Annotated in this window: 20 protein-coding genes, 1 tRNA gene, 1 other RNA gene and 1 pseudogene; 14 read left to right on the plus strand and 9 right to left on the minus strand. The window is 75.5% G+C overall.

What is annotated here, in order from left to right; all coding sequences use genetic code 11:
• The first annotated feature begins 93 nt into the window (after positions 1 to 93).
• From ACT17Q_RS06665 to ACT17Q_RS06695, 7 genes are all read left to right on the plus strand, one after another.
• The gene (locus ACT17Q_RS06665; protein ID WP_094180295.1) at positions 94 to 513 is read left to right on the plus strand and encodes a DUF3052 domain-containing protein; all 420 of its coding nucleotides are present in this window, start codon (positions 94 to 96) and stop codon (positions 511 to 513) included.
• A complete protein-coding gene (locus ACT17Q_RS06670) occupies positions 510 to 983 on the plus strand; it encodes a peroxiredoxin (RefSeq protein WP_444665166.1) in 474 nt (157 codons plus the stop codon). Before ACT17Q_RS06665 ends, ACT17Q_RS06670 begins: the two co-directional genes overlap by 4 nt.
• Before the next feature lie 95 nt (positions 984 to 1078).
• Positions 1079 to 1155 (plus strand) — tRNA-Val (locus tag ACT17Q_RS06675).
• A gap of 42 nt (positions 1156 to 1197) precedes the next feature.
• Positions 1198 to 2028: an MOSC domain-containing protein gene (locus tag ACT17Q_RS06680; RefSeq protein ID WP_444665167.1), complete on the plus strand. Its 831-nt coding sequence runs from the start codon at positions 1198 to 1200 to the stop codon at positions 2026 to 2028.
• A 27-nt stretch (positions 2029 to 2055) separates the two neighbouring features.
• The gene (locus ACT17Q_RS06685) at positions 2056 to 3243 is read left to right on the plus strand and encodes a Nif3-like dinuclear metal center hexameric protein (RefSeq protein WP_444665168.1); all 1188 of its coding nucleotides are present in this window, start codon (positions 2056 to 2058) and stop codon (positions 3241 to 3243) included.
• 64 nt (positions 3244 to 3307) lie between these two features.
• Positions 3308 to 4048, plus strand: a complete 741-nt coding sequence (locus tag ACT17Q_RS06690; RefSeq protein WP_444665169.1) for a zinc ribbon domain-containing protein — start codon at positions 3308 to 3310, stop codon at positions 4046 to 4048.
• Complete coding sequence (locus tag ACT17Q_RS06695) at positions 4048 to 5199, plus strand: bifunctional RNase H/acid phosphatase (protein ID WP_444665170.1); 1152 nt, start codon at positions 4048 to 4050, stop codon at positions 5197 to 5199. The genes ACT17Q_RS06690 and ACT17Q_RS06695 overlap by 1 nt, the downstream gene beginning before the upstream one ends.
• Here the strand turns inward: ACT17Q_RS06695 and ACT17Q_RS06700 are convergent.
• From ACT17Q_RS06700 to ACT17Q_RS06710, 3 genes are read right to left on the minus strand one after another with little or no spacing between them, the layout of a single operon-like run.
• A complete protein-coding gene (locus tag ACT17Q_RS06700) occupies positions 5196 to 6368 on the minus strand; it encodes an SLC13 family permease (RefSeq protein WP_444665171.1) in 1173 nt (390 codons plus the stop codon). The two genes, ACT17Q_RS06695 and ACT17Q_RS06700, sit on opposite strands and share 4 nt — an antisense overlap.
• Entirely contained in the window at positions 6365 to 7144 is a 780-nt protein-coding gene (locus tag ACT17Q_RS06705; RefSeq protein WP_444665172.1) for a YaaA family protein, read from the minus strand. The genes ACT17Q_RS06700 and ACT17Q_RS06705 overlap by 4 nt, the downstream gene beginning before the upstream one ends.
• A 37-nt stretch (positions 7145 to 7181) precedes the next feature.
• Positions 7182 to 7529 (minus strand): DUF6191 domain-containing protein, encoded by a 348-nt coding sequence (locus tag ACT17Q_RS06710; protein ID WP_444665173.1) that lies wholly within the window; start codon positions 7527 to 7529, stop codon positions 7182 to 7184.
• Between the two features lie 49 nt (positions 7530 to 7578).
• Between ACT17Q_RS06710 and rnpB the strand changes: the two genes are divergently transcribed.
• The 3 genes and pseudogenes from rnpB to ACT17Q_RS06725 all read left to right on the plus strand — a co-directional run.
• Positions 7579 to 7976: RNase P RNA component class A (gene rnpB / locus ACT17Q_RS06715), an RNA gene on the plus strand.
• A 78-nt stretch (positions 7977 to 8054) separates the two neighbouring features.
• On the plus strand, positions 8055 to 8681 hold the full coding sequence (locus tag ACT17Q_RS06720; RefSeq protein WP_444665174.1) for a hypothetical protein: 627 nt from the start codon (positions 8055 to 8057) through the stop codon (positions 8679 to 8681).
• Positions 8682 to 8756: 75 nt separating this feature from the next.
• Positions 8757 to 9104, plus strand: a pseudogene (locus ACT17Q_RS06725) (copper resistance CopC family protein); the annotation flags it as partial.
• Between the two features lie 146 nt (positions 9105 to 9250).
• On the opposite strand, the gene ACT17Q_RS06730 reads toward ACT17Q_RS06725, so the two are convergent.
• From ACT17Q_RS06730 to map, 4 genes are all read right to left on the minus strand, one after another.
• On the minus strand, positions 9251 to 10351 hold the full coding sequence (locus ACT17Q_RS06730; RefSeq protein WP_444665175.1) for a DUF817 domain-containing protein: 1101 nt from the start codon (positions 10349 to 10351) through the stop codon (positions 9251 to 9253).
• A 73-nt stretch (positions 10352 to 10424) separates the two neighbouring features.
• Positions 10425 to 11228: an MBL fold metallo-hydrolase gene (locus ACT17Q_RS06735; RefSeq protein WP_444665176.1), complete on the minus strand. Its 804-nt coding sequence runs from the start codon at positions 11226 to 11228 to the stop codon at positions 10425 to 10427.
• A gap of 31 nt (positions 11229 to 11259) precedes the next feature.
• The gene (gene ppgK / locus ACT17Q_RS06740; protein ID WP_444665177.1) at positions 11260 to 12015 is read right to left on the minus strand and encodes a polyphosphate--glucose phosphotransferase; all 756 of its coding nucleotides are present in this window, start codon (positions 12013 to 12015) and stop codon (positions 11260 to 11262) included.
• Positions 12012 to 12875, minus strand: a complete 864-nt coding sequence (gene map / locus ACT17Q_RS06745) for a type I methionyl aminopeptidase (RefSeq protein WP_094180283.1) — start codon at positions 12873 to 12875, stop codon at positions 12012 to 12014. Before map ends, ppgK begins: the two co-directional genes overlap by 4 nt.
• Positions 12876 to 12967: 92 nt before the next feature.
• Here map and ACT17Q_RS06750 point away from each other — a divergent pair, with 92 nt between their 5' ends.
• The gene (locus ACT17Q_RS06750; protein ID WP_141319775.1) at positions 12968 to 13144 is read left to right on the plus strand and encodes an SPOR domain-containing protein; all 177 of its coding nucleotides are present in this window, start codon (positions 12968 to 12970) and stop codon (positions 13142 to 13144) included.
• Positions 13145 to 13200: 56 nt separating this feature from the next.
• On the opposite strand, the gene panB is transcribed toward ACT17Q_RS06750, so the two are convergent.
• Both panB and ACT17Q_RS06760 read right to left on the minus strand, forming a co-directional pair.
• A complete protein-coding gene (gene panB, locus ACT17Q_RS06755; protein WP_094182210.1) occupies positions 13201 to 14013 on the minus strand; it encodes a 3-methyl-2-oxobutanoate hydroxymethyltransferase in 813 nt (270 codons plus the stop codon).
• Between the two features lie 93 nt (positions 14014 to 14106).
• Complete coding sequence (locus ACT17Q_RS06760; RefSeq protein WP_268535439.1) at positions 14107 to 15759, minus strand: NAD+ synthase; 1653 nt, start codon at positions 15757 to 15759, stop codon at positions 14107 to 14109.
• A 150-nt stretch (positions 15760 to 15909) separates the two neighbouring features.
• Here ACT17Q_RS06760 and ACT17Q_RS06765 point away from each other — a divergent pair, with 150 nt between their 5' ends.
• The 3 genes from ACT17Q_RS06765 (at position 15910) to ACT17Q_RS06775 (ending at position 21244) form a co-directional block, all read left to right on the plus strand.
• Entirely contained in the window at positions 15910 to 17247 is a 1338-nt protein-coding gene (locus ACT17Q_RS06765) for a glutamine synthetase family protein (RefSeq protein WP_094180281.1), read from the plus strand.
• Positions 17248 to 17252: 5 nt separating this feature from the next.
• Entirely contained in the window at positions 17253 to 20300 is a 3048-nt protein-coding gene (locus ACT17Q_RS06770) for a bifunctional [glutamine synthetase] adenylyltransferase/[glutamine synthetase]-adenylyl-L-tyrosine phosphorylase (RefSeq protein ID WP_444665178.1), read from the plus strand.
• Positions 20301 to 20557: 257 nt separating this feature from the next.
• Positions 20558 to 21244 (plus strand): BTAD domain-containing putative transcriptional regulator, encoded by a 687-nt coding sequence (locus ACT17Q_RS06775; protein WP_268531708.1) that lies wholly within the window; start codon positions 20558 to 20560, stop codon positions 21242 to 21244.
• The last annotated feature ends 14 nt before the right edge of the window (positions 21245 to 21258 follow it).

A 21258-nucleotide genomic window follows, 5' to 3' on the forward strand; every position in this document is an offset into this window, starting at 1 on the left:
TGCCAGGTGGCGCCTGCTGCGGTGGGCTAGGTTGTGCGCACATCGGGAGGCGCCCGCAGGGGTGGGGGCCGCGACGAAGGGATCGGACGGGACGTGTCAGCGAGTGCGGACGCCGGGCAGCAGCAGGCTGCTCGACTGGGATTCGCCGCGGGGCAGGTGATCCAGGAGCTCGGCTACGACGACGACGTCGACGAGGGCCTGCGCGAGTCGATCGAGGCGATCACGGGTGCCGAGATGGTCGACGAGGAGTACGACGACGTCACCGACGGTGCGGTGATCTGGTTCCGTGAGGACGACGGTGACCTCACCGACTACCTCGTCGACGCCATGACGGTGCTCGAGGACAACGGCCCGATCTGGGTGCTGTCGCCGAAGTCGGGCCGGCCGGGCCACGTGTCGCACTCCGACATCGAGGAGGCCGCGACCACGTCGGGCCTGCACGCGATGTCGACGTTCGCGATCGCCCCGGACTGGTCGGCGACGCGGCTCGGCACGCGCGGCCGCGGGAAGTGACCGCAGCGGGCACGCGTGCGCTCGTCGTCGGCGAGCCCGTGCCGGACCTGACGCTGCCCGACACGCACGGCACGCCCGTCACGCTGTCGCAGCTGCGCGGTGGCGCCGTGGCCGTCGTGTTCGTCCCGTTCGCGTTCTCCGGGATCTGCACGAGCGAGCTGTGCGAGCTGCGGGACAACCTCGAGGCGTTCGACGAGGCCGGTGTACGGCTGCTCGTCGTCTCGTGCGACCCGATGTTCACGCTGCGGGCGTGGGCGGAGCACGAGGGCTACACGTTCGACCTCCTCTCCGACTTCTGGCCGCACGGCGAGGCCGCGCGCGCGTTCGGCGTGTTCGACGAGAGCACCGGGCACGCGCTGCGCGGCTCGTTCCTCGTGGACGCGCAGGGCGTGCTGCGGTGGAGCGTCGTCAACGCGCGCGGCCAGGCGCGTCCGCTCGGCGCCTACCGCGAGGCGCTCGCGGCGCTGTGAACGCCAGCGGGCGCCCGCTGGCGGGCCACCGCGCCGGGCGCCGGGCGCTGCCGGTAGGCTGTGCCGCCGTCGGGCGCCCGGGCGCGCGGCAGCAGGGGCCTGTAGCTCAGCTGGTCAGAGCACCGCGCTTACACCGCGGGGGTCGCCGGTTCGAACCCGGCCGGGCCCACCAGGCGGACGCCGCGACGACGCGCGCACGAGGAGATTGCCCGTCATGAGTGACGCCCGCTCGGGGCCGCTGCGTGTCGCGACGCTCGCCGTACGGCCCGTGAAGTCGCTGCGCGGCGTCGAGGTCGAGCGGGTCGCGCTCGACCGGCACGGGCCCCGCGGGGACCGGCGGTGGATGGTGGTCGGCCCGGACGGCGCGACCGTCACCGCACGGCAGGTGCCGGCGATGCTCGGCCTCACCGCGCGCCCGGTCGACGGGGGTGTGGAGCTCACGGCCCCCGGGCGCGTGCCGCTCGTCGTGCACGAGCCACGCGCGGGCCGGCGGGTCCCCGTGACGCTGTCCCGGGTGGGCGAGGCGACCGCGTGCGCGGCGGAGGCGGACGCGTGGCTCTCCGAGGCGCTCGCGCTCGCGGTGCGGCTCGTGTGGCTCGACGACCCGGCGCGACGGTCGGTCTCGCCCGACCACGGCGGGCGACCCGGCGACCCGCTGTCGTTCGCGGACGCCGCGCCCGTGCTCCTGACGACGACCGCGTCGCTCGACGCGCTCAACGGCTGGCTCGCGCACGAGCAGGGGCACCCGCCGCTGTCGATGGAGCGGTTCCGCCCCACGCTCGTGGTCGACGGTGACCTCGAGCCGTTCGCGGAGGACCGGTGGGCGCGCGTGCGCGTCGGAGACACCGTGCTGCGCTTCGCCGAGCGGTGCGACCGGTGCGTCATGACGACGGTCGACCTCGACACGCTGCGCACCGGCACCGAGCCGACGCGCACGCTCGCACGGCACCGCCGCGAGGGCGGCAAGGTGTGGTTCGGGGTGCGGCTCGTGCCCGAGCAGGTGGGAGAGCTCGTCGTCGGCGCGCCCGTCGTCCCGCTGACCTGACCCGCCCGCCGGGTAGCGTGCTCGTCTGTGAGCGCTCCTCGTCTGGCCGACGTCGTCCGGGTCCTCGAACGGCGCTACCCGCCGTCGACCGCCGAGTCGTGGGACGCCGTCGGCCTGGTCACCGGTGACCCCGACCAGCCGGTACGTCGCGTGCTGTTCGCGGTGGACCCCGTCGCCACGGTCGTCGACGAGGCGCTCGAGTGGGGTGCGGACCTCGTCGTGACCCACCACCCGCTCCTGCTCAAGGGCGTGACGTCGGTGGCTGCGACGACGTTCAAGGGGGCGGTGCTGCACCGGCTGGTGCGCGGCGGCTGCGCGCTGCTGGCCGCGCACACCAACGCGGACGCCGCGACCGACGGCGTCGCGGACGCGCTCGCCCAGGTGCTCGGGCTCGTCGACGTCGAGCCGCTGCTGGCGGACGCGGGCCCTGCGCTCGACAAGCACGTCGTGTTCGTGCCGGTCGCCGACGCGCCGCGCGTGGTCGACGCCATGGCAGCGGCCGGGGCCGGCGCCCTCGGGGCGTACGAGCGGTGCGCGTGGACGACGACCGGCGAGGGGACGTTCACGCCGCTGCCGGGCGCGTCGCCCACGATCGGCTCGGTCGATACCCGCGAGGTCGTCGTCGAGGCCCGCGTCGAGATGGTCGCGCCGCGCGGTGCCCGCACCGCGGTCGTGACGGCGATGCGCGGCGCGCATCCGTACGAGGAGCCCGCGTTCGACGTGCTGGAGGCCGCGAGCCTGCCCGGGAGCACCGGCACGGGACGCGTCGGCAGGCTCGCCGAGCCCACGACGCTGCGCGCGTTCGCGCAGTGCGCCGCGGACGCGACGCCGGCCACCGCGCAGGGCGTGCGGTTCGCGGGCGACCCGGACGGTCGCGTCGAGCGGGTCGCGGTCGTCGGCGGGTCGGGCGACCCGTTCTTCGACGCGGCGCGCGCGGCGGGTGCCGACGTGTACGTCACGGCGGACCTGCGCCACCACCCCGCGTCCGAGCAGCGCGAGCGTGCGGCGTTCGACGCGCGCGGGGGCAGGGCGGCGACGCCCTACCTCGTGGACCTCGCGCACTTCGCGTCCGAGTGGCCCTGGCTGCCGCTCGCCGCGCGCGACCTGGCGGCGGACCTGCACGCGCAGGGCACTACGGTGGAGACCCGCGTGAGCGTGCGGTGCACCGACCCGTGGACGGGTCGCGTCGGCCGCACGGACTCCCGCAGCAGCTAGCCCCGCCATCCGGCGAGAGCCGACGACGACCCACGCGCGCCGCCGCGTACGGAAAGGACTGCCCGTGGCCAACGCCCCCGCAGCGGACCAGCGACGACTCCTCGACGTCCAGGCGCTCGACACGCGCCTCGACCAGCTCGCGCACCGGCGCCGGACGCTGCCCGAGCTCGCGCGCATCGCCGAGCTGGACTCGCAGGTCGCGGACCTGCACACCGCGCTGGTCACGTCGCAGACGGCCGTCGCGGACCTGCGCCGCGAGCTCGCGAAGGCCGAGGCGGACGTGCAGCAGGTGCGGGACCGCGCGGCGCGCAACCAGGCGCGTCTCGACGCGGGTCAGGGCACGGCCAAGGACCTGCAGGCGCTGCAGCACGAGCTCGAGTCCCTCGCGCGGCGCCAGGGCGACCTCGAGGAGGTCGAGCTCGAGGTGATGGAGCGTCTCGAGGCGCACGAAGCAGCGCTCGCCGAGGTCACCGCGGCGCACTCGCAGCTCGTCGAGAGCAAGGCGCAGGTCGTCTCCGAGCGGGACGCGGCGTACGCGCAGCTCGACGCCGAGGCCGCCACCGTGCAGGCCGAGCGGGCGGGCGCCGCGAGCGGTCTCGACGCGGGCCTGGTCACGCTGTACGACCGGATCCGCGCGCAGCTCGGGGGGCAGGGCGCGGCAGCGCTGCGCGGCCGACGCTGCGAGGGGTGCCACCTCGACCTCAACCCGTCCGACGTGGACGTCATCACGGCGAAGCCGGACGACGCGGTGGTCCGCTGCGAGGAGTGCGGGCGGATCCTGGTCCGGCTGCCCGAGGGGCAGTGATGCGGCGGCTCGTCGTCGAGGCCGACGGGGGCTCGCGCGGCAACCCGGGTCCCGCCGGGTACGGCGCGCTCGTGCGTGACGCGGCCACGGGCGAGGTGCTCGCCGAGCGGGCCGACTACGTCGGGATCACGACGAACAACGTCGCGGAGTACTCGGGCCTCGTCGCGGGTCTGCGCGCCGCGGTCGGCATCGACCCCGACGCGGCGATCGAGGTCCGGATGGACTCCCAGCTGGTCATCCGCCAGATGAGCGGTGAGTGGCAGGTCAAGCACGACGACATGCGCCGGCTCGCGGCGCAGGCCCGCGCGCTCGTCGACCCCACGACGGTCACGTGGACGTGGGTGCCGCGCGCCGAGAACGCCGCCGCGGACCGGCTCGCGAACCGCGCGATGGACACGCGTGGCCCGGTCGTGACCGACGCGGCCGCGTCGGCGTCCGTGGCGGCTGAGGCCGTGCGGCGGCGGCAGCCGGGCCCGTCCGGGGCGGGCGTGCGGTTCGACGACGAGCAGCCCGTCACGGTCGTGCTCGTGCGGCACGGCGAGACCGCCATGACCGTCTCGCGCGGCTACTCGGGCTCGGGCGAGCCCGGCCCGCCGCTCAACGACCACGGCCGCGCACAGGCGCGTGCCGCGGCCGCGCTCGTCGACCGCGTGGGCCGCGACCTGTGGGGGGACATCGAGTACCCGAGCGAGCTCCTCGCGTCGCCCATGGTGCGCACGCAGGAGACCGCCGGGATCGTGGCGGAGCGGCTCGGGCTGCCGGTGCGGACCGACGACCGCGTCAAGGAGGCGGACTTCGGTGAGTGGCAGGGTCTGACGTCGGAGCAGATCGAGGAGCGCTGGCCGGGCACGCTCGAGCCGTGGCACACGCTCGCGACGGTGCGACCGCCGGGCGGGGAGTCGATCGCCGACGTCGGGGAGCGGCTGCGGTCGGTGTACGACGACCTCCTCGCGGCGGGCGGGGGACGCACCGTGGTCGTCGTCTCGCACGCCGTCGCCATCCGCGCGGCGCTCGGTCTCGCGATGGGTGCGCACCCCGGGACGTGGAGCCAGCTGCGCGTCTCGCCCGCGTCCGTCAGCATCGTGCGCCTGTACTCCGACCGGCGCCACGAGATCGCCGTGGCGGGAGCGCCGAGCGAGGGCTGGTCCTAGGTCGCGGCGACCAGGGCCGCGACCGACGCCACGAGCGCGAGCGGCGCGAGCAGCAGACCCTGCCGGACGATCGTCGCGGCCGGCACGTCGAGCAGCACCTGACGGCACCGCTGCCACCACAGGACGGTCGCGAGCGAGCCCCACGGGGTGAGGATGGGTGCGACGCCCGTCCCGACGAGCAGCGCGGCGATGCGCAGCGGGTCGCCCGCCGTCGCCGGGTCGAGCGCCAGGAACGCGGGCAGGTTGTTGATCCCGTTCGACGCGAGCGCCCCGACGCCCGCGAGCCGCAGCAGGTCCAGCGGGCCGTGCCCGTCGCCCGCCGCGCGGTGCAGCACGCCCGCGAGGCCGTGCGCGTGCGCGGCCGCGACGAGCACGAACAGCGCGGCGACGACGAGCAGCGTGCGCCACGGGACCATGTCGCCGGGCGCGACCGGCAGCGGTCGGCGCCGCGCGAGCGTCACGGCGAGCAGCACGAGCGCCGTCACGCCCGCGGCGAGCTCGGGCGTGACGCCGACGACGAACGCGACGGCCATCGCGGCGACGGCGACGCCGGTGACGCGCAGCAGGACGGGGTCGGGGGCGTCGGGCGTCGCGACGGGTGCGTACCGGCCGCGGATCGCGCCCCGGTCGCGCACGGCCAGCACGACGACCGTCACGACGACCGCCGCGAGCGCCGGCGCCCACATCAGCGTCAGGTAGTCGGTGCCCGAGCGCCGGATCTCGTGGTCCGCGAGCAGGTTCGTCAGGTTCGAGACGGGGAGCACGAGCGAGGCCGTGTTCGCGAGCGCCACGATGGCGAGCGCCATCGGCAGAGGAGGCGTGTGCGTGCGGCGCGCGAGGGCGATCACGACGGGCGTGAGCAGCACCGCCGTGGTGTCGAGCGAGAGCACCGCGGTCACGACGGTCGCGAGCACGACGACACCGGCCCACAGGACCCAGCGGCGGCCGCGGGCGGCGCGCGCCGCGAGCGCTGCCGCGGCCGCGAACAGGCCGGCGCCGGCGCAGAGCTCGGACACGACCGTGAGCGCGGCGACGAACAGCAGGACGGGGCCGGTGCGCTCGGCGAGCGCGACCGCGTCGTCGCGCGGCAGCACCCCCGTGGCCACCACGACCACCGACACGACGAGCGCGACCACCCACCACGGGCGGCCGCGAGCCGGCGTGCTCACCCCACCACGAGCGTGAGCGTGCGCGGCCCCCGGGCACGTGCGTCGCCCAGCTCGACACCCAGGAGGGCCGTGCCGACGAGCTCGCCGGCCGCGTGCGCCAGCGCCTCGGCGTCCCGCGGCGGCTGCGCGCGACGCGTCAGCAGGTGACGCGCGAGGACGCCCCGCGTGTGCTTCGCGTGGTGCGACACGACCGACCGTCGCCCCGCGAGCTCGCGCTCGACCCGCACGGCCACCCAGTCCGCTCCCGCGGGCGGGCGCCACATCGCGACGTAGTCCGCCGACCGGCCGTCGACGACGAGCGCGCCCTGCGCCTCGGCGTCGAGCACGTCCGGCAGCGCCGCGCGCCAGGCCGCCGCGAGCGGACCGATGCCGGGCAGGTCGACCCTGCCCGACAGCCGGTACGCCGGCACCGCGTCGTCGGGGGTCACGACGCCCCACAGCCCCGAGAAGATCCGCACGCACGCCGCCGCTCGTCGCCGCTGGGCGGGTGTCAGCCCGGCGAGCCCCGCCGCCGCGTACAGCACGCCCGTGTAGACGCCGCGCCCGGGCGCGGCGGGCGCCTCGCGCAGCCGGGTGTTGCGCGCGACCTCGTCGGCCAGGCCGGGGGACACGCCGAGCACCTGCGCCGCGTCCGGCCGGGCCGAGACCTCGACGAGCGCGTCGAGCACCTTGGCGCGCAGCGGGTTCAGCGCGGGGGAGGACAGCGCGTCGAGGTCGACCGGGGCGCCGCGGCGCGGCGCGGTCTTGCCCTCGGACGGGGGGAGCAGCAGGAGCACCGCACGACTGTAGGACGCCCGCACCGCGCGGGCCGCGTCAGTCCGGGTGCGGCGCGACGTGACGTGCGTCGTCCTCGTCGCCGGGCCGGGCCCGCGGTCGCAGCACGACGGTCCCGGAGTCGAGGTCGAACGGCGGTGCGTCGTCGCCCGCGTAGTGGATGTCGAGCCGCTGACGCTCCTTCTCGGCCGTCAGGTGCTCCCGGTTCGGCTGGAACAGGTCGCCGAGCGAGTCGAACAGCCCGCCGGCCGCGCTCCCGACGTCCGTGCGCACCGCGCGCGGCCGGTCGAGGAACCGGTCGAGCCGCCCGCTCGCCACCAGCCGGTCGGCGACGACCAGCAGCCCGCCGACCACCGCGACCCCGACGACCCAGGCGAGCCAGCCCATGCGCCCATGCTGGCACGCGCCCGCGACGTGCGTAGACTCGTCGCGCGGATGAGTCAGCCAGGCGGCCGCGTCGGTGAGGCCCTCGGGCCCCACCGCCGAGGAACGTCCGGGCTCCGTAGGGCAGGGTGGTGGGTAACACCCACCCGGGGTGACCCGCGGGACAGTGCCACAGAGAACAGACCGCCCCGACGTGCCGGTTCGCCGGCCCGGCCGGGGTAAGGGTGAAACGGTGGTGCAAGAGACCACCAGCGCACCGGGTGACCGGTGCGGCTCGGCAAACCCCACCCGGAGCAAGACCAGACAGGGAGCGTTCGAGGGCGGCCCGCCCGAGCTCCCGGGTAGGTCGCTGGAGGCGTGCGGCAACGTACGTCGTAGATGGATGGCCGCCACCCGTGCGCGGGCGACCGCACACGGGGACAGAACCCGGCGTACCGGCTGACTCATCCGTGCCAAACCGTTGAGGTGCGGGGATTCTCACACCTCACGGTGAGGACCTTGGTCCCGTACGCGGGCTAGCGTCGGCTCATGACCAGGGCGTCCACCGCACCGGCGCGTCTCGCGCGTGCGGCGGCGCTGTCGGTCCTGGTGGTCGCGCTGGCCGCGGTCGGGCACGCGCTCGGCGGGGGACCCGCGCCGCAGCCCGGTCTGCTGGTGGCGCTCGTCGCGGTGTCCTCACCCGTCACCGTGCTGCTGTGCGGCCGACGCGTGACGCGCGGGGTCGCGCTCGCGGTCCTCGCCGTGGGGCAGCTGGCGCTGCACGGTGCGTTTACCGTCGTCGGCTCGTGCGCGACGTCCGGACCCGCCGCGGGGGCGCACGCGCACCACGGGGGTGCGCACCTGCAGCACGTGTGCGCCACGGGTGCCGAGTCGCTCACCGGTCCCTCCGCCGGTGCGATGGTCGCGTGGCACGTCGTCGCGACGGTCGTCACCGCGCTCCTCGTCGCGGGGGTCGAGCGCGGCTTCCCGCTCGTCGCAGGGGTGCTCGCGGCCCTGTTCCAAGCGCCCGCCGCGCTCGTCGCACCCGTGCTGGCGCGGCTCCTGCCCGCCGGCGAGCCCGACGCGCGCGTCGCGACGCTGCACCTGCGGGGCACGCCGGCGCGCCGCGGACCCCCTCCGCTGGCGTCCCCGCCCACCGGCACACCGCCGAGCTGACGCGCCGACCGCGCGCGGCCCGGTGCGCCGCACCGACCCCGCCGCCCCGCGGCCCGCCCGAAGGACCCCTGACCCATGCACCGCACCGACCCCACCCCGACGCTGCGCGACGCGCCCCCGACCACCCGACGCACGCTGCGGTCCCTTGCGGCGCTCGTCGCGACGGGGGTGCTGCTCGTGGCCGGGGCGAGCGCCACGCACGCGCACGACACGCTCCTGTCGACCGACCCGGCCGACGGCTCGACCGTCCCGGTCGCGCCCGAGGCGGTGACGCTCACGTTCTCGTCGCCCGCGATGGCGCTCGGCACGCGCGTCGTCGTCCTGACGCCCGACGGCCGGGACGCCGCGGCCGGTGAGCCGCTGCTCGACGGCGCCGCCGTGACCCAGCCGCTGTCGGGTGAGCTGCCGCCCGGCCGGTACACCGTGCAGTGGCGCGTGACCTCCGCCGACGGCCACCCCGTCGACGGGACGTTCGCGTTCACGGCGGCGAGCGGCACCGGGACGCCCGAGCCGCCGCCCACCCCCACGCCCACCCCCACGCAGGCGCAGTCGCCCACCTCCGGTGCGGGTCAGACCGCCGCGCCGTCCCCGACGCCGTCGGCGCTGCCGACGATCGACCCCGGCCCGCGCAGCGGTGGCCCCGCGTCGTTCGTCGTCGGGGCGCTGTTCGTCGTCGTCGCGGCCGTCGCCGTCGCCGCGCTCCTCGCCGCCCGTCGTCGTCGCCCCTGACGTGCGGGCACGTCCCGCGTCCCGCCGACGGTCACCGCGCCGGCCGGCGGGCGCGGGACGTGCACCCACGTGACGAGCACGACCGAGATGACCAGCAGCAGGAACCACGCGACGAGCTTGTGCGGCGACACGGGGTGCCAGCCGGCGGCCTGCGCCGGGTACAGCCACGCGCCGGCGAACGTCGCGAGGTTCTCGGCCACCCAGATCACTGCGGACACGAGACCGAACGCCACCAGGACGGGCATGCGCACCACGCGCGTCAGCACCCGCACGTGCATCACGCAGCGCGCCCACACGGTCAGCACCGCGGCCACCAGCAGCCAGCGCGCGTCCCACCACCAGTGGTGGGTGAAGAAGTTGACGTACACCGCGGCGGCGACGAGCGCCGTGACCCACCGCCGCGGGTAGCGCTCGAACCGCAGGTCGAAGATCCGCATCACGCGCACCAGGTACGAGCCGACCGCCGCGTACATGAAGCCCGAGAACAGCGGCACGGCGCCCACCCGCAGGACGCCGTCCGCGGCGTACGACCACGAGCCCACGTCCGTCTTGAACAGCTCCATCGCGGTCCCGACCACGTGGAAGACCCCCACGACCCGCAGCTCCGCGACCGTCTCGAGGCGCGTGACGAGCATCAGCACCTGCAGCGCCAGCGCCGCGAGCGTCAGGAGGTCGTTGCGTGCCAGCGGCGCGTCGTCGGGGTACCAGAGCCGGGTCGCGAGGATCACCGCGAGCAGCAGCGCACCGAACAGGCACGCCCACGCCTGCTTGAGGACGAACACCACGAGCGTGACCAGCCACGCCCGCGGACCGTCCGTCGGGAGCCCGTCGAGGCGGCGGTGCGCCCACGCGTCGACGCGCTGCTCGACCGAGGTGAGGCCGCGCTCGACGGCGGAGCGGGCGTGAGCCAGCGGGGCGACGACGCGCCGGGGGAGCAGCACGCCACCACCTCACCACGACGCGCCGCCCGCGGGCGGTCGTGCGTGTGGAGGTTCGGGGTGGGGACCGGGCAGGTCAGCGGTGCAGGAGCCGCCGCTGACGGTCGTCGGCGGCACGCTGCCACGCCGACGCCAGGCGCGGGTCGCCCCCGGCACCCCGGTCCGTGGGGGTCGCGTCCGTGAGACCGGCGAGGTACGCGCGGTCCGCCGCGACGCGCGGGGCGAGCGGCCCGGGCGCGCCGTGCCCGGGCACGACGAGCCCGGCGCCCGAGGCGGCCAGGGCGTCGAGCGCCAGGACGTAGTCGCCGAGCGGGTCGCTCGCCGCCTCGTCGAGCAGCGGGACCTCGACGTCGCTCAGCATGTCGCCCGCGACGAGCACGCCCACGTCCGCCACGAGCAGCGCGCCGTGCCCCGGGGCGTGCGCGCGGTGCGCGAGGACCAGGACCCGTGGTCCCGCCCAGCCGAGCGCGGCCGTGTCGAGTGAGCGCCAGCCGGGCGGTGCACCCGCCGGGGCGGGGTGCGTCGGGGCGACCGCGGGGACCGGTGCCATCGCGGCGGGGCCGTCCCCGGGCCGGGACCGCAGGACGCGCGCGAGCTCGTCGTCCGCGTCCCGCTCGGCGGCGAGCGTCGCGTGCTCGTCGTCGCGGGCCGCGACCGCCCAGCGCGGCACACCCGCGAACGCCGGCCCGTCGAGCCGGTGGTCCCAGTGCGGGTGCGTCGACCACACGGCCACCGCGCGCCACCCGGCCGCCGCGAGCTGCGCACCCAACGCCGCGACCTCGTCGGCCGTCACACCCGGGTCCACGACGAGACACGCGCCGCCGGACCCGACGAGCACGGTCGTCGTGGTCGCGTACACCGCGCTCGTCGTGACGAGCACGCCCGGCGCGACCTGCGCGAGGGCCAGGGCGTCAGTCCTCGTCCGTGACCGCCGCGAGGGCCGCCGCGCCCACGATGCCCGCCGCGTTGCGCAGCTGCGCCGGGACGATGCGCGTGCGCAGGTCCAGCAGCGGCAGGAACTTCTCGTGGTGCTTGCTGACCCCGCCGCCGACGACGATGAGGTCGGGCCAGAACAGGTTCTCGACGACCGAGAAGTACCGCTGGAGCCGCTGCGCCCACTGCTCGAAGTCCAGGCCGTCACGGTCGCGCGCCGCGTCCGAGGCGCGCGACTCCGCGTCGTGCCCGTCGATCTCCAGGTGCCCGAGCTCGGTGTTCGGCACGAGGCAGCCGTCGACGACGAGCGCCGAGCCGATCCCGGTCCCGAGCGTCACCACGAGCACGACGCCAGAGACGTCCTTCGCCGCGCCGTACCTCGCCTCGGCGAAGCCCGCCGCGTCCGCGTCGTTCACCGCCACCACGTGCCGGCCGGTCGCCTCCGCGAACAACGTCTGCGCGTCCGTGCCGATCCACGAGTCGTCCACGTTCGCGGCCGACTGCGCGACGCCGTGCAGCATCACGGCCGGGAACGTCACGCCGATCGGGACGTGCTTGTCCAGGTCGAACGAGTCGACGATCTCGCCGACCGTCCGTGCGACCGCGTCCGGCGTGGCCGGCTGCGGGGTGGGGATGCGCAGCCGGTCGTCGGTGAACTCCCCCTTCTTGAGGTCCACGGGGGCGCCCTTGATGCCGCTGCCGCCGATGTCGATGCCGAACGCTCGCTTGCTCATGGCAGTGTCAGGATCTCCGCTCCGTCGTCCGTGACCAGCAGGGTGTGCTCGAACTGCGCGGAGCGACGACCGTCGGCCGTCAGGACCGTCCAGTCGTCGTCCCACATGACCCAGTCCGGCGTGCCGAGGTTGAGCATGGGCTCGATCGTGAACACCATGCCGGGCTCGATGACCGTGTCGTACTGCGGTGCCGCGTCGTAGTGCGGGACCACGAGGCCCGTGTGGAACGCCGGTCCCACGCCGTGCCCGGTGTAGTCGCGCACGACTCCGTACCCGAATCGTGCTGCGTACTTCTCGATCACGCGACCGATGACGTTGATCTCCCGCCCCGGCCGGACCGCCTTGATCGCGCGCTCCAACGCCTCGCGCGTGCGCTCGACGAGCAGGCGCGACTCCTCGTCGACGTCTCCCGCGAGGAACGTCGCGTTGTTGTCCCCGTGCACCCCGCCGACGTACGCCGTGACGTCGACGTTCACGATGTCGCCGTCCTGCACCACCGTGGAGTCCGGGATGCCGTGGCAGACGACCTCGTTGAGGCTCGTGCACAGCGACTTGGGGAAGCCGCGGTAGCCGAGCGTCGAGGGGTACGCACCGTGGTCGAGGAGGAACTCGTGGCCGATGCGGTCGAGCTCGTCCGTCGTCACACCCGGCCGCACGTGCGCGCCGACCTCGGCGAGCGCCTGCGCGGCGAGACGCGCCGCGACCCGTACCCGCGCGACCGTCTCGTCGTCCAGCACGTCGGGTCCGCGGTACGGCGTCGGCGCCGGCTTGTCCACGTACTCGGGGCGCGCGATGGTGGCGGGGACGGCACGACGAGGGCTGATCGTCCCCGGGACGAGCGGGGAGCGGACGGGCGACATGCCTGGCAGTCTACGGACCACGCCGGACGAAGCCCCAGGTCCGGGCCGACGCGCGACCCGAGAGACGCGGACCGACGAGCGAAGGAGCGGACGTGAGCGAGACCCAGTACTGGTACAACACCGAGACCGGCCAGGTCGAGGAGGGCCGGCAGAGCGACTGGAGCAAGGTCATGGGGCCGTACCCCACGCGGGACGCCGCGCAGCACGCGCTCGAGCAGGCGCGGGCGCGCTCCGCCGCGTGGGACGCGCAGGACGAGGCGGACCGCTGACGGCGCCCTGAGCCGCGCGACCGGGCCGCCCGCTCCCGCGCGGGCGGCCCGGTCGCTCACTTCTCGAAGCTGTGCGCCGCGTCGGGGAAGGACCCCGAGCGGACCTCGTCGACGTACGCCGTCGCCGCGGCGCGCAGCGCGGCACCGACCTCGCCGAACCGCTTGGCGAACCGCGGCGACCAGTCGCCCATGCCCGCCATGTCGACCCAGACCAGCACCTGGCCGTCGCACTCCGCGCCCGCGCCGATGCCGATCGTCGGGATCGCGACGATCTCCGTGATGCGCGCCGCGACCGGCGCCGGGACCATCTCGAGGACCACCGCGACCGCACCGGCGTCCGCGACCGCGAGCGCGTCCTCGGACAGCTCCTCGGCGGCCACGTCGCCGCGACCCTGGACGCGCGGGCCGCCCAGCAGGTTCTCGGACTGCGGCGTGTAGCCCAGGTGGCCGACGACGGGGATGCCCGCCGACGTGATCGCCCGGATCTGCGCCGCCGAGCGCTTGCCGCCCTCGAACTTCACCGCGTCCGCGCCCGTGGCCTTCATGACCCGCACCGCCGACTCGAGCGCCTGCTGCGGGCCCGCCTCGTACGAGCCGAACGGCAGGTCCACCACGACGAACGCGCGCGTGGCGGCGCCCGCGACGGCCCGCGCCGGCGGGATCATGTCCTCGATCGTCACGGGCAGCGTGGTGGCGTGCCCGTGCATCGTGTTCCCGATCGAGTCGCCGACGAGCAGCATGTCGACGCCGGCCTCGTCGAAGATCCGCGCGGTGACCGCGTCGTACGCCGTGAGCATCGTGAGTCGCTCACCGCGCTCCTTCGCCGCTCGCAGGTGGTGCACCCGCACGCGCTTGATGGTCTCGCTCATCGTCGCTCCGTTCGTACGTCCCGCGGACGTGGGGTCGGTGGTGATGCGTCGGTGGTGCCGCGTCGATGGTGCTGCGTCGGTGGTGCCGCTCGGTCAGGGCTCGCGCCACCGCGAGGTCACGGGCAGGCGGCGGTCGCGGCCGAACGCGAGGGCGGTGACCTTCGGGCCGAGCGGGTACTGACGGCGCTTCCACTCCGCGCGGTCGACCAGCTGCAGCACCCGGTCGACGACGGCCTCGTCGTACCCGCGGGCCAGCAGCTCGGCACGGCCCTCGGCGTGCTCGACGTACGCGTCGAGCACCTCGTCGAGCAGGTCGTACGGCGGCAGGGAGTCCTGGTCGGTCTGGCCCGGGCGCAGCTCGGCGCTGGGCGGCTTGGTGATCGAGGACTCCGGGATCGGCGGGATCTCGCCCCGGTCCAGCGCGTGGTCGTTGCGCCACCGCGCGAGCGCCCACACACGCGACTTGTCGACGTCCTTGAGGGGCGCGAAGCCGCCGATGCTGCCCGCGTCGTAGATCGTCGCGTAGCCGGTCGCGAGCTCGGACTTGTTGCCCGGTGCGATCACGAGGTGCCCCTCGCGGTTGGAGATCGCCATGAGGATCACGCCGCGCACGCGCGCCTGCAGGTTCTCCTCGGCGACGCCCTCGAGCGCGAGCTGCTCCTGGAACGCGTCCACCATCGACGCGATCGGCTGGACGCGGTAGTCGGCGCCGAGCCGCGCGGCGAGGTCCGCCGCGTCGTCCTTCGAGTGCTGGGACGAGAACGACGACGGCATGGAGACGCCGACGACGTTCTCGCCGCCGATCGCGTCCGCCGCGATCGCCGCGGTCAGGGCCGAGTCGATCCCGCCGGAGACGCCCAGCACCACCGAGCGGAAGCCGTTCTTGCGCACGTAGCCCGCCAGGCCCAGCACCACCGCGCGGTAGGTCTCCTCGTCCGCCCCCAGCGGCGGCACCTGCGGGCCGGGCAGCGACGGCTCGCCCTCGTCGGCCAGGTCCCACACGAGCAGGTGCTCGACGAACTGCGGCGCGGTCGCCAGCGTCGTCCCGTCGCGGTCCACCACGAACGACCCGCCGTCGAACACCAGGTCGTCCTGGCCGCCGACGAGGTTGACGTAGACGACGGGGGCGTCCACCTCCGCGGCGCGTCGGGCCGCGAGCTCCGCGCGCACGTGCCCCTTGCCCTCCTCGAACGGCGAGCCGTTGAGCACGACCAGCGCGGCCACCTCGTTCGCGTCCATCTGGGACACCGGACCGCCGTCCTGCCAGATGTCCTCGCAGATCACCACGCCGAGGCGGCGGCCCGCGACCTCGACGACGCAGATCTCGTCGCCCGAGGTGAAGATGCGGAACTCGTCGAACACGCCGTAGTTGGGCAGGTGGTGCTTCGCGTACCGGGTCTCGACGCGACCGTCACGCAGCAGGACCGCGTCGTTCGTCGGGCGCCGCACGCCCGTCGCGCTCGTGCGCTCGCCGACCGACCCGACGAGCACCGCCACCGCGCCGAGCCCGGCCGCGGCCAGGTCCTGCGCGAGCCGGTCCAGCGTCGCCTGCGCGGCACGCCGGAACGACGCGCGCAGCGCGAGGTCCTCGATGGGGTAGCCGGTGAGCGTCATCTCGGGGAAGACGACGAGGTCGGCGCCCGCGTCCGCCGCGCGGCGGGTCCACTCGAGCACCAGGCGCGCGTTCCCCTCGAGGTCCCCGACGCACGTGTCGACCTGCGCTGCAGCGATCCTCACCCGGCTCACCCCCCGACCCTACCCAGCACCCCGCACCCACCACGCCCCGGGTGGTGTCGGGGGCGGGGTGGGGTGGTGGGTGAGGGGTGGGCGGGGCGTGGCGCGCCGGTGGGTGGGATGGGGGCGGCGCGCGGCGGCGGATCGGGCAGGATATGCGCCATGGACAGGCAGCAGGAGTTCGTGCTCCGCACGGTCGAGGAGCGGGACATCCGCTTCATCCGCCTCTGGTTCACCGACGTGCTCGGCATCCTGAAGTCGGTGGCGGTGGCCCCGGCCGAGCTCGAGGCCGCCTTCTCCGAGGGCATCGGGTTCGACGGGAGCGCGATCGAGGGCCTGACGCGCGTGTACGAGGCCGACATGATCGCCCGGCCCGACCCGTCCACGTTCCAGGTGCTGCCGTGGCGCGGCGAGCGGCACGGCACCGCGCGGATGTTCTGCGACCTGCTCACGCCCGAGGGTGAGCCGAGCCTCGCGGACTCGCGCAACGTGCTCAAGCGTGCGCTGAGCCGGGCGAGCGACAAGGGGTTCACGTTCTACACGCACCCCGAGGTCGAGTTCTACCTGTTCGACGCGCCGGCCGACCCGTCGCAGCCGCTGGTCCCGGTGGACCAGGGTGGCTACTTCGACCACGTGCCGCGCGGCACCGCGCACGACTTCCGCCGTGCGGCGATCACGATGCTCGAGTCCATGGGCATCTCGGTGGAGTTCTCGCACCACGAGGCCGGCCCCGGCCAGAACGAGATCGACCTGCGCTACGCCGACGCGCTGACGACCGCGGACAACATCATGACGTTCCGCCAGGTGGTCAAGGAGGTCGCGCTGGAGCAGGGCGTGTTCGCGAGCTTCATGCCCAAGCCGCTGGCCGACAAGCCGGGCTCGGGCATGCACACGCACCTGTCGCTGTTCGAGGGGGACCGCAACGCGTTCCACGAGCCGGGTGCGCACCTCGAGCAGTCGAAGGTCGCGCGCAGCTTCATCGCGGGTCTGCTCAGGCACGCGGCGGAGATCACCGCGGTGACCAACCAGTTCGTGAACTCGTACAAGCGCCTGTGGGGCGGCTCCGAGGCGCCGAGCTACATCTGCTGGGGCCACAACAACCGCTCGGCGCTGGTCCGCATCCCGATGTACAAGCCCGGCAAGGGCAACTCGGCACGCGTGGAGTACCGCGCGGTGGACTCGGCCACCAACCCGTACCTGGCGTTCGCGGTCCTGCTCGCGGCGGGCCTCAAGGGCATCGAGGAGGGCTACGAGATGCCCGACGGTGCCGAGGACGACGTGTGGGAGCTCACCGACGCGGAGCGCCGTGCGCTCGGCATCGAGCCGCTGCCCACGTCGCTCGACGCGGCGATCGAGGTGATGGAGCGTTCCGAGCTGGTCGCGGAGACGCTCGGTGAGCACGTGTTCGACTTCTTCCTGCGCAACAAGCGCCAGGAGTGGGAGGAGTACCGCTCGCAGGTGACGCCGTACGAACTGAAGCGGTTCCTGCCGGTCCTGTGACCGCGATGAGCGACCGGAGCGAGCGCGGCACGTCGCTGGGGGGCCGGCTCACGCGGGCCGGGGTCGACGACGTCCCGCGCGCGCAGCGCCTGCTCGAGGACGCCGCGCTGCTCGAGGTGCTGCCCGACGCGACGGAGGTGCTCGTCGGGCCGCTCGCGGAGGTCGCCGACCCGGACGCGGCCCTGCTCGCGCTGGCGAAGCTCGCCGGCGTCGTCCGTCCGGACCCGGAGCTGAGCGCTCTGCTCAGGGACGTGCTCACGCACGACGACGAACGGCGTCAGCGCCTCCTCGCCGTGCTCGGGGCCTCGGTGGCGCTGGGCGACACGCTCGGCGCGCACCCGGCGAACCTGCGCGTGCTGGCCGACCCGACCCCGGGCACGGGCGTCCCGGTGGCGCAGGTGCGAGCGGAGCTGCTCGCGGCCGTGGGCGCGGACCCCGACGCGGCGGTGCCGGTCGCGACGCTCGTCGGCACCGCGGGCGTGGACGCGATGCGGCGCGCGTACCGCACACGGCTGCTGCGCATCGCCGCGACGGACCTCACGGTCGTCGACCCGCTGAACCGCATGCCGGGGGTCGCCGCGGCGCTCGCGGACGTCGCGTCGGCCGCGCTGGAGGCGGCGCTCGCGCTGGCGCGCGCCGACCTGCCGGACCACGGTGCGGGCGTGCGGCTCGCGGTGATCGGGATGGGCAAGGCCGGCGGCCGCGAGCTCAACTACGTCTCCGACGTGGACGTCGTGTACGTGTGCGAGCCCGACGAGGGCGCGGGCGTCAGCGAGGCGGACGCGCTGGCCACGGGCACGCGGCTGGCGACGGGTCTGGCGCGCGCGTGCGCGACGCCGTCGGGTGAGCCCGCGCTGTGGCCGGTGGACGCGGCGCTGCGGCCCGAGGGCAAGGACGGCCCGCTGGTCCGCACGCTCGCGAGCCACCGCGCGTACTACGAGCGCTGGGCCAAGACGTGGGAGTTCCAGGCGTTGCTCAAGGCGCGTCCGCTCGCGGGCGACCGGGACCTCGGGCGCGCGTACGTGGAGATGACCCAGCCGTTCGTGTGGTCCGCGGTGCAGCGCGAGCACTTCGTCGAGGACTCGCAGCGCATGCGCCGCAGGGTCGAGGACAACATCCCGGCCGCGGAGGCGGACCGCCAGCTCAAGCTCGGGCGCGGTGGCCTGCGGGACGTGGAGTTCACGGTCCAGCTGCTGCAGCTGGTGCACGGCCGCTCCGACGACGAGATCCGCTCGGGCAGCACGCTCACCGCGCTCGGGGCGCTCGCGGCCGCCGGGTACGTGGGCCGGGACCACGCCGCGCGGCTCGCGGTCTGCTACCGGTTCCTGCGCCTGCTCGAGCACCGCATCCAGCTGCACCGGCTGCGGCGCACGCACCTGCTGCCGACCGCGGACGCCGACCTGCGCCGGCTCGCGCGGTCGGTCGGGATGCGCGCGGAGGGCGCCGAGGGTCTGCTCGAGCGGTGGCGGCAGGTGCGGCGCGACGTGCGGCACCTGCACGAGGAGCTGTTCTACCGCCCGCTGCTGCCCGCGACCGCGCGCCTGTCCGACGAGGAGGCGAGCCTCGCGCCGGACGCCGCCAAGGCCCGGCTCGCGGCGATCGGCTACCGCGACCCGGCGGGCGCGGTCCGGCACATCGCGGCGCTCACCGAGGGTGTCTCGCGCCGCGCGTCGATCCAGCGCCAGCTCCTGCCGGTGATGCTCGGCTGGTTCGCGGACGGGCCCGACCCGGACGGCGGACTGCTGGCGTTCCGCCGGTTGTCCGACGCGCTCGGCCGCACGCACTGGTACCTCAAGCTGCTGCGCGACTCGGGCACGGCCGCGCAGCGGCTCGCGCGCGCGCTGTCGACGTCGCGGTACGTCGCGGACGCGCTCATGCGCTCGCCCGAGTCGGTGCCGTGGCTCGCGGACGACGACGAGCTCGAGCCGCGCACGCGCGAGCGCCTCGCCGCCGAGGCGGACGCGATGCTCACGCGCGCGGACGAGCCCGTGCCCGCGGTCACGCTGCTGCGGGGCTTGCGTCGCCGCGAGCTCGCCCGGACGGCGGTCGCGGACGTGCTGGGCGTCGTGACGGGCATCCGGGCCGCGCAGAGCATGACGGTCGCCGCCGACGTCGTCCTCGCGGGTGCGCTGCGCGTGGCGCGGTGGGAGGTCCGCGAGGCGCGCGGGCTCGCGCAGGACCCGACGCGCATGCTCGTCGTCGCGATGGGCCGGCTCGGGGGCGGGGAGATGGGGTACGCCTCGGACGCGGACGTGCTGTTCGTGCACGACCCGGTGCCGGGCGCGGACCCGCGCGAGGCCCAGGCGTTCGCTGTCGCGGTGGCCACCGCGATGCGCCAGCTGCTCGGTGCGGTGGGCGCCGAGCCGCCGTTGGCGGTCGACGCGGACCTGCGCCCCGAGGGCCGCAACGGGCCCCTCGCGCGGTCGTTCGACGCGTTCGTGGAGTACTACGGCCGCTGGTCGTCGCCGTGGGAGAGCCAGGCGCTGCTGCGCGCGCGTCCCGTGGCGGGCGACGACGAGCTGGGCGAGCGGTTCGTCGCGCTCGTCGACCCGCTGCGCTACCCGGCCGGCGGCCTCGACCCGGCGGCGGTGCGCGAGGTGCGCCGGATCAAGGCGCGCGTCGAGGCCGAGCGGCTGCCGCGCGGTCAGGACCCGGCCCGGCACCTCAAGCTCGGGCGCGGCGGGATCGCGGACGTGGAGTGGACCGCGCAGCTGCTGCAGCTGCAGCACGCCCACGCCGTGCCGGGACTGCGCACGACGAGCACGCTCGACGCGCTCGCCGCCGCGCACGAGGCCGGGCTGCTCGAGGACGACGACCTGCCGGTGCTGGTGCAGGCGTGGGAGCTCGCGTCGCGGCTGCGGGACGCGAACGTGCTGTGGACGGGGCGCGCGGAGGGGGCGCACACGGACGTGCTGCCGCACGACCACCACACGCTCGCGGGGCTCGCGCGCGTGATCGGGATGCCGCCCGGCTCGGGTGGCGAGCTCGAGGAGACGTACCTGCGGACCGCCCGGCGGGCGCGGGCGGTGGTCGAGCGCGTGTTCTACGGCTGACCGGCGCGGCGGACCCCCGGTGCCCGCGGCGCGCCAGGGGTATCTGGGCGCGGTGCCGCGCGCTCCTTCCCGACGACCATGGCGGTCGAACCTGCGGAGGGGCGCGGTGACGACGATGTCGGGTGAGCGTGGCCGGCCCGCGGCGGCCGGTCGGTGACGGGCGGCGACGGGCGATGTCATCCCGTGCGGGGGAGACGGCGTCGGAGGCGGCAGGGGTACCCGGTGCCGCGTCGGTCGAGCGGGGTGGGCAGGCCCACGTGACGCTCCTGGGCGACTTCCGGCTGCAGGTGGCGGGTCGCTCGGTCGAGCTCGGGACGTCGTGCCGGCGGGTCGTGGCGCTCGTGTGCCTGCGCGGCGCGGTGCCGCGCGCGCGGGCGGCGGGGACGCTGTGGCCCGCGGTGGCCGACCGGCGCGCGGGCGCGAACCTGCGGACCGCGCTGTGGCGCGTCGGTGCGGTGGCGCCGCAGGTGCTGCGCGTGGAGCGCGGCTGGCTGGAGCTCGGGCCCGGGGTGTCGGTGGACGTGCGGGACGTCGCGCAGCGCGCGCTGCGCGCGCAGGACGCCGCCGACGACGTCGCGGACCTGCCGCGGCTCGCGGACGCGGACCTGCTGCCCGACTGGGACGACGAGTGGGTCGCGGAGGACCGCGAGCGGGTCCGGCAGCTGCGGCTGCACCTGCTCGAGGCCGTCGCGCGCACGCTCGCCGGGCGGGACCGGTTCGCGGCGGCGGTCGACCTGGCGCTCACCGCGCTGCGCGCCGACCCGCTGCGCGAGAGCGCGCACCGCACGGTGATCGCGGTGCACCTCGCGGAGGGCAACGTCGCCGAGGCGCGGCGGGCGTTCGCGGCGTGCCGCGCGCTGCTGCACGCCGAGCTGGGTGTCGAGCCGTCGGCCGCCACCGCGGCCCTCGTCGCGACGCCCGTGCGAGCGCTGACGGTCAGCTGACTGTCAGCTGACGG

It is taken from the genome of Cellulomonas sp. CW35 (genome assembly GCF_052378485.1).
GTDB classification, from domain to species: domain Bacteria; phylum Actinomycetota; class Actinomycetes; order Actinomycetales; family Cellulomonadaceae; genus Cellulomonas; species Cellulomonas uda.